This is a genomic window from Allolucifera butyrica, from assembly GCF_900476375.1.
Taxonomy (GTDB): Bacteria; Bacillota; Negativicutes; order Sporomusales; family UPPP01; genus Lucifera; species Lucifera butyrica.
In genome coordinates this window covers 1-12,503 of the sequence record NZ_UPPP01000092.1, presented here as the reverse complement: position 1 = coordinate 12,503, position 12,503 = coordinate 1, and the positions used below count along the sequence as shown (strand labels likewise).

General features: G+C 47.7%; 11 protein-coding genes. 2 read left to right on the top strand and 9 right to left on the bottom strand.

Annotation, left to right across the window (positions count from 1 at the left end):
- Nucleotides 1-2 precede the first annotated feature (2 nt).
- Nucleotides 3-326 carry a stage II sporulation protein P gene (locus LUCIF_RS18650; RefSeq protein ID WP_122629360.1) on the top strand — a complete coding sequence of 108 codons (324 nt, stop codon included), beginning with the start codon at nucleotides 3-5 and terminating at the stop codon, nucleotides 324-326.
- Between the two features lie 3 nt (nucleotides 327-329).
- Here the strand turns inward: LUCIF_RS18650 and radA are convergent, their stop codons facing one another.
- From radA to LUCIF_RS18605, 9 genes are all read right to left on the bottom strand, one after another.
- On the bottom strand, nucleotides 330-1,697 hold the full coding sequence (radA, locus tag LUCIF_RS18645; RefSeq protein WP_165866067.1) for a DNA repair protein RadA: 1,368 nt from the start codon (nucleotides 1,695-1,697) through the stop codon (nucleotides 330-332).
- A 221-nt stretch (nucleotides 1,698-1,918) separates the two neighbouring features.
- On the bottom strand, nucleotides 1,919-4,363 hold the full coding sequence (locus LUCIF_RS18640; RefSeq protein ID WP_122629358.1) for an ATP-dependent Clp protease ATP-binding subunit: 2,445 nt from the start codon (nucleotides 4,361-4,363) through the stop codon (nucleotides 1,919-1,921).
- The gene (locus LUCIF_RS18635; RefSeq protein ID WP_122629357.1) at nucleotides 4,357-5,433 is read right to left on the bottom strand and encodes a protein arginine kinase; all 1,077 of its coding nucleotides are present in this window, start codon (nucleotides 5,431-5,433) and stop codon (nucleotides 4,357-4,359) included. The genes LUCIF_RS18640 and LUCIF_RS18635 overlap by 7 nt, the downstream gene beginning before the upstream one ends.
- A 16-nt stretch (nucleotides 5,434-5,449) precedes the next feature.
- Nucleotides 5,450-5,956, bottom strand: coding sequence for a UvrB/UvrC motif-containing protein (locus tag LUCIF_RS18630; RefSeq protein ID WP_122629356.1), 507 nt, complete (start codon nucleotides 5,954-5,956; stop codon nucleotides 5,450-5,452).
- Nucleotides 5,957-5,968: 12 nt separating this feature from the next.
- Nucleotides 5,969-6,415 carry a CtsR family transcriptional regulator gene (locus LUCIF_RS18625; RefSeq protein WP_122629355.1) on the bottom strand — a complete coding sequence of 149 codons (447 nt, stop codon included), beginning with the start codon at nucleotides 6,413-6,415 and terminating at the stop codon, nucleotides 5,969-5,971.
- Between the two features lie 225 nt (nucleotides 6,416-6,640).
- Nucleotides 6,641-7,822: a class I SAM-dependent rRNA methyltransferase gene (locus tag LUCIF_RS18620; protein WP_207858042.1), complete on the bottom strand. Its 1,182-nt coding sequence runs from the start codon at nucleotides 7,820-7,822 to the stop codon at nucleotides 6,641-6,643.
- Between the two features lie 32 nt (nucleotides 7,823-7,854).
- Nucleotides 7,855-8,376: a zinc dependent phospholipase C family protein gene (locus LUCIF_RS18615; protein WP_122629354.1), complete on the bottom strand. Its 522-nt coding sequence runs from the start codon at nucleotides 8,374-8,376 to the stop codon at nucleotides 7,855-7,857.
- Nucleotides 8,377-8,513: 137 nt separating this feature from the next.
- Nucleotides 8,514-9,698, bottom strand: a complete 1,185-nt coding sequence (locus LUCIF_RS18610) for an FprA family A-type flavoprotein (protein WP_122629353.1) — start codon at nucleotides 9,696-9,698, stop codon at nucleotides 8,514-8,516.
- A 32-nt stretch (nucleotides 9,699-9,730) separates the two neighbouring features.
- Nucleotides 9,731-10,672: a nitronate monooxygenase gene (locus LUCIF_RS18605; protein WP_122629352.1), complete on the bottom strand. Its 942-nt coding sequence runs from the start codon at nucleotides 10,670-10,672 to the stop codon at nucleotides 9,731-9,733.
- Nucleotides 10,673-10,995: 323 nt separating this feature from the next.
- On the opposite strand from LUCIF_RS18605, the gene speD reads away from it, so the two are divergent.
- Nucleotides 10,996-11,448: an adenosylmethionine decarboxylase gene (speD, locus tag LUCIF_RS18600; RefSeq protein ID WP_122629351.1), complete on the top strand. Its 453-nt coding sequence runs from the start codon at nucleotides 10,996-10,998 to the stop codon at nucleotides 11,446-11,448.
- Nucleotides 11,449-12,503 lie beyond the last annotated feature (1,055 nt).

The following is a 12,503-nucleotide window of genomic DNA, read 5'->3' as shown; positions in this document are numbered from 1 at the left end:
GCATGATTACTAAGCGTCGGGCATTTTTCCTGGCAGGTATATTGCTCTTGTGCATTATCGTCCTGGCCGGGACTATGTATCTCTTGCCGTTACACTTTTTACAGGTCCAGCAAAAACCGGAACAACCTCCTCAGCCCGTTTATGATTATTACCTTATTCTCGACGAGGCAACGGGAAATCATCTTATGTATGTGCCGCTCGTTGTCAGTGTCGGCGACCAAGTATTAAGTGAAGACAACAAGTTATATGAAATTGTAAAAATAGAAGAAAACCGGGCTTACGCCCGGTTTGTAAGAGATGTTAATCTGGAACAATATAAGAAATAGCACTTATTGCAAAGCCGCTTCCAATCCCTCCGCCACTGTTTCCACGCCAATAAGTTCCACTTCGGTTGAAATCGCTATATTTTTCAAATTACTGCGTGGCAGGATAATCCGGTGAAAGCCCATTTTTTCCGCTTCCCGTACCCGTGATTCTACTTGGGTAACGGCACGGATTTCTCCCGCCAGGCCGACTTCGCCAAATGCGGCCGTAATTGCCGCAGTATTGCAATTTCGGTAGCTCGATACCAACGCAATAGTCAGTCCCAAATCAACCGCCGGCTCATCTACTTTGATTCCCCCCGCCACTTTAACAAAAACGTCACAATTTCCCAAAAGAACTCCAACCCGTTTTTCCAGAACGGCAAGCAGCAGTTGGATACGTTTCACATCCACGCTATCCGATGTCCGGCGCGGCGGCATATATGGGGAAGAGCTGACTAAAGCCTGGATTTCCACCAGCAGCGGTCTGGTTCCTTCCATTGTCGGCACCACAATACTTCCCGGCACATCGAGAGGGCGCTCGGACAAAAATAGTTTTGACGCGTCCGGTACGTCAACCAGTCCTTCCTGGCGCATCTCAAACAAGCCAATTTCATTAGTACTGCCAAACCTGTTTTTTACGGCCCGGAGCACCCGGAACTGGGCATTACGGTCCCCTTCAAAATACAAAACCGTGTCAACAATATGTTCCAGCGCCCGGGGACCGGCCAAAGTCCCGTCCTTCAGGACATGACCAATAATCAGCGTGGCGATGGCGTGTGTTTTGGCCAGCCGCAATAAATGCACCGCGCTTTCTCTTACCTGACTAATGCTTCCCGGAGCGCTTTGGATATCCGGGCGATATACGGTCTGGATCGAATCAATGACTACTAAAGACGGTTTGAGTTTTAAGACCTGCTGTTCAATCACTTCCAGATTTGTTTCACTAAGGACAAACAGATGGTCTTCAATGGCACCGAGCCGGTTGGCCCGTAAACGAACCTGGCGGGTACTTTCCTCACCGGTGACATATAATACAGTATTATGCGTCTTTGCCACATAAGCGCAGACCTTTAATGTTAAGCTGGATTTACCCACCCCCGGGTCGCCGACAACCAGGACCATAGCCCCCGGTATAACACCGCCGCCCAAAACACGGTCCAGTTCTCCTGAACCGGTTGGGAAGCGAGGCAGGTCTTCCACGGTTACGTCCCCAATCGGTACCGGTCTTTCATTATTCGATAAGCCCAGGGTCAAACCGGCTTTCGTTCCTGCACTGGAAACCACTTCTTCCACTAACGTGTTCCAGGCGCCGCAGCCCGGACAGCGCCCCAGCCATTTGGAAGAATCATAACCACATTCCTGGCATACATAGACCGTTTTCCGTTTTAGCATCAAGCTTCTCTCCATTTCACCAGTAAGTGGAAAAACCGCCAAGCGGTCTTTCAGTCCGTGGCGCAGTGCTTAGGGCGCGGGAAACCCGGCCTAACTCTATTCTCTACTGGTATAATCTTTTGGTCCTGCCTGGATAACCCAAGCAATCTTTGCAAATAGCGAAAGCACCCAATAGTCAATTATTGAGTGCTTTCGCTGTTTTTAAATTATTTTCCTGCTTTTTAACTGCGTCCGGCAAAGGTGAGTTTGCCATTTTCACCGGCGTCAACCACAACGGTTTGACCGGCTTTGACTTCCCGCCGTAACATCAGTTCGGCAATTTCATCTTCTACCATCTTCTGAATGGCCCGGCGCAACGGACGGGCACCATACGCGTAGTTGCGGCCTTCTTTCAGGAGTTCGGCTTTCGCTTTGCCGGTCACATCCAGTGCTATCTCATTTTCCTGCAGCCGTTTCGTCACATCTTTCAGCATAATATCTACAATCTGAATCAATTCCGTATCACTTAAACTATTGAACACAATAATTTCATCGACCCGGTTCAGGAATTCCGGACGGAAGGTCCGTTTCACTTCATCCAAAACCAATTGTTTGGCCGCTTCCGTATCGTTCTCGGCCTTCGTGCCGGCCAGGAACCCAAGGGCGGCAGTGTCTTTTTTCAAATGTTTGGCCCCAACATTGGACGTCATGATAATTACGGTATTTTTAAAATCTACCGTACGCCCCTGGCTGTCTGTCAGGCGCCCATCCTCCAATACCTGCAGCAGAATATTAAACACATCATAATGTGCTTTCTCAATCTCATCCAATAAAATAACCGAATAAGGCTTACGCCGCACAGCATCCGTCAATTGGCCGCCTTCTTCGTAGCCTACATACCCCGGAGGCGCTCCCACCAAACGGGAAACGGTGTGTTTTTCCATGTACTCCGACATATCAAGGCGAATCATCAAATTCTCGTCACCGAACAGAGCCTCCGCCAATGCCCGCGCCAGTTCGGTTTTTCCTACCCCGGTGGGACCGAGAAAGATAAAGGAACCAATCGGACGTTTCGGGTCTTTTAAACCGGAACGGGCCCGACGTACCGCCCGCGCTACCGCTTTTACGGCATCCGATTGGCCAATCACCCGCTGGTGCAACACATTTTCCAGGTTAAGAAGCCGTTCTGATTCTTCTTCCGCCAGTTTTTTGACCGGAATTCCGGTCCAGCTGGCCACTACATGGGCAATATCGTCGCCGGTAACTACAATCCGCTCACTGCCCTGTTGTTTCCACGCTTTCTGCTTTTCTTCCAATTCCTGCCTGATTTTTTGTTCTTCATCCCGCAAGCGGGCTGCTGCCTCAAACTCCTGGGCGGCAATGGCCCCTTCTTTTTCGGTCCGTATTTTCTCCAACTTTTTTTCAATCTCCTTGACATCCGGAGGAAGGGAAAAGGCTTGCAGCCGCACCCGGGATGCCGCCTCGTCCATCAGGTCGATGGCCTTATCCGGCAAAAACCGGTCGGAAATGTAACGGTGGGACAATTTTACAGCGGCATCAATCGCTTCATCTGTAATTTGAGCCCGGTGAAACGCTTCGTATTTATCACGGACGCCCTGCAAAATTCGGACCGCATCTTCTACAGTAGGCTCACCCACAATAATGGGCTGAAAACGCCGTTCCAAAGCCGCATCTTTTTCAATATGCTTCTTATATTCATTAAGCGTTGTCGCCCCAATTGCCTGAAGTTCACCCCGCGCCAGCGCCGGTTTCAAAATGTTGGCGGCGTCAATGGCGCCCTCGGCGGCTCCGGCCCCGATTAAGGTGTGCAGTTCGTCAATGAACAAAATGATATTTTCTGCCTGGCGAATTTCATCCATGACTTTTTTCAGCCGGTCTTCAAACTCACCCCGGTATTTTGAACCGGCCACCATGGAAGCCATATTCAGGGAGACAACCCGCTTATTGCGCAATATTTCCGGCACTTTCCCTTCGGTAATGCGCTGGGCCAGCCCTTCGGCAATAGCGGTTTTGCCAACCCCCGGTTCCCCAATCAGCACCGGATTATTTTTAGTCCGCCGGCTTAAAATTTGAATAACCCGTTCAATTTCGTTATCACGGCCAATGACTGGGTCAATCTTGCCTTCCTGAGCCAATTTGTTTAAATCCCGGCCAAATTCGTTCAGCGAAGGAGTATTTGCCGGTTGAGACTGCCCCGGAGCCGCTTTAGGCTGCGGCGCCTGGCCCGACATGGCAAATCCGCCCAGCAATTCAATCACCCGCTGACGAACCAATTCGAGATTGGCACCAAGACTGGCAAGTACCTGGGCGGCAACCCCTTCTCCTTCCCGGATCAGTCCCAGCAATAAATGCTCGGTGCCAATATAATTGTGACCCAGTTGCTGCGCTTCCTGGAAAGCGATTTCAATTACTTTTTTGGCTCGCGGCGTATAGCCGATCTCCTGACCGGTACCATCCCCGCGTCCAATCATACCTTCCACTTGTCCACGGACAACTTCCAAATTGATATTCAGTGACAACAATGCCTTTCCTGCTACGCCATCCCCTTCATGTACCAGCCCTAAAAGCAAATGTTCCGTGCCAATATAATCATGTCCTAAGCGTATAGCTTCCTGCTGCGCCAAAAACAACACTTTGCGTGCCCGTTCGGTAAAACGGTCTAACATGATGATTTCCCTCCTTTTAGTTTTTCCCGGATAATCTGAGCCCGCAGCCTATCGCGCGGACCCGGCTCAAGTTCCTCCCGTCCGGCCATTTTCTGGAGATAATTGGGACGGGTAATTACCAATAATTCATTAAAAACTACGCCCGGTACTTCGTCGATTATTTTCAAATCAATTCCCAGACGAACTTCACTAAGCATGGAAAGTGCCTCTTGTCCGGAAATACTGCGGGCATATCGCAAAACACCAAACGCCCGCCATACCCGGTCGGATAAGGCATCTTTCGAATCAGTCATTAACGCGGTACGCGCCGCCCTCTCTTGGTCGACGACTTGCTTCACCACACTGGAGAGATTGGCGATAATTTCCTGTTCACTATACCCAAGTGTTAATTGATTGGAAATCTGAAAAATATTTCCCACGGCTTCCGTTCCTTCGCCATATAAGCCACGAACCGCCAGTCCCAGTTGAGTAGCCGCGCCTACAATCCGGCTGATTTGCCGCGTTAGAACCAAAGCAGGCAAATGTACCATCACCGATGCCCTAAGACCGGTTCCCAAATTAGTCGGACAGGATGTAAGATAACCCATTTGTTCCGTGAACGCCAGCGTACACCGCTCCTCCAGTATATCGTCAATCTGACTGGCCAATTCAGCCGCAGCCAGCAGATTCAGCCCGGGCATCATACACTGAATCCGGAGATGGTCTTCTTCATTAATCATGATAATCACCGTGGCGTCATCTCTGGCAATCAAAGCCCGCTGCTCCGGTTCCTGGGCATGATTCGGACTGATGATATGTTTTTCCACCAGTACGTTCCGTTCCAAGGGGGTCAGTTTCTCCAGTTCAATAAACAGATATTTATGATTATCCATTGAATTTAAACGGTTCAGGGTCAGCCGTGATTCATCAACCACCGACCGGAGCTGAAGCTGATTGGCCCGGTTGGGAAAAGGTGTACTCTCCATATTCCGGGCCAGCCGGATACGGCTGGATAATACAATATCGCCCTCTTCCCCGCCTCCGGCCATCCATGAATTTAACGGTTGATCCAATAGATTCTCCAATGACATTTGCCCGTCCCTCCTTCTAACAGCCCAGTTGTTTTTCCAGGCTGCGGATCTCATCCCGGACTTTAGCGGCCTGTTCATATTGCTCATGAGCCACGTAACGCTCTAATTCCTGCCGCAGCCGTTTCAGACGCTGTTTCACTTCAATAGTCCCACCGGTCCGTTTCGGAACCTTTCCCGTATGGCCGCAGGTCCCGTGAATGCGCCGGATTAAAGGCTCCAACCGGTCGGCAAAAACCTGATAACAGGTGCCGCAGCCAATCTTGCCGCCGCGGCTGAAGTCGGTGTAAGTCATGCCGCAATTAGGACAAGCCGCTTCATTATGAAAATGATTACCTTCCATAAAATCATGACTAAACATACCCTTCAAAAAATCATGCACCGAAAAACTGGTATTTAGAGACACTTTCATCTCGCCAAGGCTCTGCGCACATTGCTCGCACAAATGCCGCTCCACTTTCTGGTTATTGGTAATTTTAGTAACATGCACGCAGGCCGGATTTTTTTTACACTCATCACACAGCACGATAACCCCTCCTCATGAAAACTCCGACAAAGTGAAAAAGATGGTTCTCAATATCTGCGCCCGCTCCAAAGGCTCAACCCGCCCAAAAATCATGGCGGTAAACCGTTGAATCAGAGCCGCCTCCCTGGCGGTCAACAAATTGTGCCGGCTCAGCCGCGCCACAATATCCCGGACTTCCTGGATCGACGTGCCGGCATCAATTTGCCGGGCCGCATCTTCATATACAATATTCTCGACCGGTATTCTGGCAATACGCACAAATCCACCCAGTCCCCTTCTCGATTCAACAATAAATCCCCGGGCTACGGTAAAGCGGGTGCTGAGCACGTAACTGATCTGAGATGGCGCACACTCGATTTCTTCAGCCATTTCATTGCGGCGAAGTATAACAATGTCGTCTTTTTCATCCGATAATTTACGCAAAATCCACTGCTCAATCACGTCGGCAAGATTACTCACGCAACTCACCTTCTTTTTCTTTGACTTTATTTGACCTTTTGTTTATATTGTATTTGACTTTTTGACTTTTATCAATCCGTCTTTAGTAATGAATTTTCCAGTTGTAGCTCATTTATTTTTATTATTGCCAGAACACGGCTGATTTCATCCGATTTCCGGCGTTTTCCATGCCTTTCCTCTAAAGAAAAAACCGCTTAACGCGGTTTTTCGGCATGACAGTTCCTTCTACCAAACTTGTACAACCAGGAATTTAAGATATTCCGTTTCGGCAGCCGCGAGTAAAATGGGATGGTCTTTAGCCTGCGTTCGATATTCCACCTGCCGGATTACTTTCCGGGTATCCCGGGCGGCATCCACTACAATGGCGCTGAACAAATTACGGTCCATATGATAGGAACAGGAGCAAGTCACTAAATATCCCCCGGGACGGACGAGTTTCAGTCCCCGCAGATTAATTTCTTTATAACCCCTGGCCGCTCCTTCCAGCGCTCCCCGGCTTTTCGTAAAGGCTGGGGGGTCAAGGATAACCACATCATACTGCTGGCCGGTCTCCGTTGCGGTTCTTAAGAAGTCGAAAGCATTGGCCACTTGAAAAGAGCACTGCTCCTCCACGTTATTGTTTCTGGCATTTTCCCTGGCTAATTCAATGGCCTCTGCCGAAATATCCACTGCCGTAACTTGCTTGGCGCCATATATGGCTGAATGTACGGTAAATGAACCGGTATGACAAAAACAGTCCAAAACTTCCGCGCCCGGAACCAGCTGCTTTAAAAAGGCGCGATTTTCCCGCTGATCATAAAAGAATCCCGTCTTTTGTCCATTTTCAATATCGGCGTAAAAGGGAATTCCGTTTTCCAGTACGGTAATGCGGGGGTTGAATTGACCTTTCAAATATCCCTTGCGCAGTTCCAATCCCTCCAGTTTTCGTACGGGAACATCGTTTCGCTCAAAAATACCTGCCGGTTGAAACATCTCATCTAGAACACCGACAATAGTATCTTTAAACCGGTCAATTCCCAAAGCTAAGGTTTGGATTACCATGTATGGACCAAATTTATCCACAATCAAAGCCGGCAGGAAATCGGCCTCGCCGTATACCAGCCGGCAGTATTCCGCTTCCGGCAAAAATTGCTTCCGATAGTTCCACGCCGCCTCAATCCGCTTTTGAAAAAATGACCGGTCAATTGGTTCCTGTTCCCGCGTCATAATCCGTACAATAATTTGGGAACGGGGATTGATATAGCCCCGGCCAATCCACTTTTGGCGAAAATTATATACATCAATGATATCACCGGGTTCAAAATTTCCGTCTATATAATCAACTTCACTCTGATACACCCAGGGATGACCGCTTTCCACCCGGTACTGTGCTCCTTTACGCATAAACAATTTTGCCAGATTCTCCATAATAATTCCTCGTTTCCTATTCTATTTTTTATTTATTGGCGTCTTTTTTTCCACCAGTGCCCGGCCAGATATATAAGTGCAAGTCCTAATAAAATCCCGTTTACCAGCTTAAATTCCCTGGCGAAATAACCAGGTTCCCAGTAAGATACCGGACTGTGCACTGAAAATAGCGATAACGGATAAAGAAAGAAATTAGCATGAGCGGCGTGGGTCAATTCGTCAAGCAGCAAATGACTGCCCCAGCCAATTACAAAAGCCTGCATTTTACGTATTCCCGGCAACAGGGCCAACATAAGCGCCACTGACCAGATCACTACGGAATGTCCGATCAAGTCAACCTTTACTACCCATGGGTACAAGGGTAAAAAGGACATCAACACAGTCGGATTCAGCTTTGGCAGTTCATACCAGGCAATTTGCCCTTTTAGCAGCATAATTGCCACAAAGATTACATATATATAATCAGGAGCCATGGAACCGGCTACAAATTGCCAAACATCAGGATGCCGCCGGGAAAAAAAATACATCCAGAGACCATGATGCCATGTATACATGCTTGTCCCCCTAATAAATTGCGTCTTGTCGCTGCTCCCGGCTCCGTTACGTAAAACTGGGGTTACTTGTCACACCGTATATTTTGCACAAATCGGCATAAGGTATGTAAAGGAGGGCTTAACAGCCCTCCTTTATCCTACTTATTTGCAGCTAACACGGATTTGCCGAACTCTAGGCCGAACTGGAAACAACGGTCTAATTCCGCTGCGTCAGGAACCCATTTAATAGCTAATCCCGGTTGAACAGCGACCCCGGCTGCTTTTAGCAGTTCTTCCATATTCTGCTGAGCACCGCCGCCCCATCCATAAGCGCCAAAACCAGCCCCTAATTTATTCATTGGCCGGAGTCCCTTCAGATAAAGCAGTAATCCGCCTACTGTAGGCAGCATTCCGTTATTGATTGTGGAAGAGCCGATAAGAATAGCTTTGGCCTCCAGGATCTCCGCAATGATTTCGCTGCGGGTGGATACGGACATCTTATAGAGCTTGGCTGTCACCCCCGCAGCCGCCACACCGTCGAGAATACGGCGAGCCATCTGGTCCGTGCTTCCCCACATTGTATCATAGACAATAATGACTTTATCTTTAGTGAGCCCGCTGCTCCATTCCTCATACTTAGCTAAGATTTGCGGGATATATTTGCGCCAAACCACCCCATGACTGGGGGCAATCATGCGGACCGGCAATTGGCCGGTTTTCCCCAATGCTTTCGTTATCAGCTTGCCGAAGGGCATTAAGATGTTGGCGTAATATTTTGCCGCTTCATATATAACTTGATCAATATCCACTTCATCATCAAACCTCATAGATGAACACACATGCTGCCCAAAGGCATCATTGGAAAATAGAATTTGCTCTCCATCAAGATAGGTAGCCATGGAATCCGGCCAGTGCACCATCGGCAGCGGCAGAAAGTGCAGCTTATTCCTTCCCAGCGCCAGCACATCCCCTTCCTTGACAATCATGAAATCATAATTTGTCTGGTAATGTTTCATAATGCCCGATTTCCCCTGCTCTGTCAATACGACTTTCGCATTTGGCGCTTTAGCCATAATCACCGGCAGCGACCCGGAATGGTCCGGTTCAACATGGTTGGTAACCACGTAATCGATTTTGGCCGGATCAATAATCTCGCTGATCCTTTCAATGAGCTCACCGGCAAAAGGAGCCTTAACATTATCAATCAGGCAAACTTTCTCGTCTACGATCAGGTATGCATTGTAAGTTACTCCTCCCGGTGTATTATAACCGTGGAAGTCGCGTAAATTCCAATCCACGGCGCCAACATAATAAACGCCTTCCGCCAACTTTACTTTGTTCATAAAAATCTCCCTCTTTTCAGCTTATCCTAAATTTATATTTGAATCATCGCCGCTTGGTTAAGTAAAAGACGGCTTTGATTAACAATATCCGCTATAATTTGTCTGGCCGGCTCCACCTTTTTTAACGGCAGCAAGCTTTGTCCGGCTTGTACCATCCCGTTGACTACATCCCCGTCAACCGCCGCCAGGCGGCTTGTCCCTGTAGCCAGCTTGTCCAATTCGGCCACCGGTGCGCAGGCACCTTCCAGTTCTAAGAATGTTTCCGTAAACCGGTTCTTAATGCCGCGGACCGCATGTCCGCTCGTTAAGCCCGTTACTACCGTATCCGTGTCGGCAGCATTGATTATTTTCTCTTTAAAATTCGGATGAGCACCACATTCCTGGGCCAGCAGGAAACGCGTACCCATTTGAATTCCAGCCGCTCCCATAATAAGCGCCGCCGCCAAACCACGACCGTCGGCAAACCCACCGGCCGCAACAACCGGAATGTCAACCAAAGGAATCACCTGAGTCATCAGGGCCATTGTAGTTAACACGCCAATGTGTCCCCCTGCCTCCATTCCTTCAATTACTATCGCGTCAGCTCCGCTATCTTCCACCCGCCGAGCCAGCTTAGCATTCGGCACAACAGGAATCTTTTTGACCCCGGCCTGCTGTAATCTGTCAAAGTACGGAATCGGATTCCCCGCCCCCAATGTGACAAAGGCTACCTGTTCTTCGCAAACGACATCGACAATTTCATCCTTATTGATTGCCATTAGCTGAATATTAACACCAAAAGGCTTGTTGGTTAAACTCTTAGCCAACCGAATCTCTTCTCTTACCCAGGAAGCATCTCGACCGCCGGCAGCAATAATACCGGCACCGCCGGCGTCCGAAACCGCCGCCGCTAATTTTCCATCAGAAATCCAGGCCATGGCCCCTTGAATAATCGGATATTCAATATCTAACAGCGCGGTAAGTTTTGTACTCATAGAAATTCTCCTTTAATAAAATATACTGCTATGGAAAAGATTTTACTATAAACCGTAATATTCCTGCAATACTATTGTAGTATTCTATCAATAAAATGACAAATTGACGCAAAAATTTTTATCCCGGTTTATAAATTTTCCTCTTTACAATCCTGTCCAGGCGATTTATAATGAAAAATTGTATAATGGATAAAATAAATGGCGTAATACTGCTAATGCTTTGGTAAAATCGCGCTTTTCATTGGAAAAGTCCTGAATTTTAGTCTTTTTTGCGGAAAAGTATACGCCTCCAGCCAAAAATCTACGAAAAGGGGCGATGTGTGATGAAAGTAATTGGTAAGCATTTAACTGTTGATATGTATGGTTGCAGCTTTGCTAACCTTGACAATCTTGAATTTATAAAAAATGCCATGCTTACTGCCGTAAGTGAAGCAAATATGACTTTGCTCAACTTTTCATATCATAAATTTGAGCCACAAGGCCTAACCGCATTGGCGCTTTTAGCTGAGAGTCATATGAGTATTCATACATACCCCGAACTTGGGTATGCCGCCGTTGATGTGTTTACCTGTGGCGACCACAGCCGTCCGGATAGAGCAGTATCCATATTAAAGGGTTTCCTAAAGCCGGAAAAAACAAAAACCACTAATATTAAACGAGGCGATTTTGGCTCGGAAAGTGACATGAAACCAAAAGTCAGAATCAGTATTGCCCCCTTGCGCCGGGTCCGCAACACGGGAGCCAAAGTGCTGAACTTTCTTTCCAAAGTAAAATAAACCGGTATGGTTTTTAATAACAAAAAAGGCTTCGTTTAGCTCTAACAGCTTAAGCGGAAGCCTTTTTTGTTTTTCAACTAATTGTACCACCACAAAATGGGCTGACTTTCGGCGTCTAAGGGCTTAACTACGGTGTTCGGTCATCCTTCTTAATGAGAATCACTATCTCAATGTTTCTAGATAAACTATAGGTAGATAGTCTGCGACACACAGGATATTTTCAAAGGATGCGCCAGCATCCATCCTTCCGAGTTATCATCGCAAATCCTTTATAATACAAAAAACGCTTATCAAAATGATAAGCGTTTTTGCGAACCGGCAACTTCCTATCCTTCCAGGCCGTTTCCAGCCGATGGAAGACACGCGTGTCTTTGAATAGAGCCTGTGTGTCGCCGATACTCTGCTTTCTATTTCAGTAATCTATACAATATGTTCTATTCGCCGCAAGACGGCTGACTTTCGGCGTTTGTGGGCTTAACTACTGTGTTCGGTATGGGAACAGGTCATCCGTCTTAACGAGAATCACTATCTCAATGTTCCTAGACAAACTATAAACGGATAGTCTGCGACACACAGGATCAAATTCAGAGGATGCGGCAGCATCCTTCCTTCCCACAGCGGTTAGATGTATGTACCAATACAAAAGCACCTGCTAGTGTAGCAGGTGCTTTTCACAATCAGCAGCTTCCTATCCTCCCAGGCCGTTTCCAGCCAATGGAGGACACTCCGTGTCTTTGAATAGAGCCTGTGTGTCACTGATACTCTACTTTCTATTTCATGTAATCTCTATTATTGGTGTCTCTGGCTGTAAGACGGCTGACTTTCGGCGTTTAAGGGCTTAACTACTGTGTTCGATATGGGAACAGGTCATCCGTCTTAACGGGAGCAATATGTAAATACTTTTAAGCAAACTCAAGGCAGTTAGTCTGCGACATACAGGATATTTTCAAAGGATGCGCCAGCATCCATCCTTCCCCGAGTTATCGCCACAGATCCTTATAATACAAAAACGCTTATCAAAATGATAAGCGTTTTTGCGAACCGGCAACTTCCTA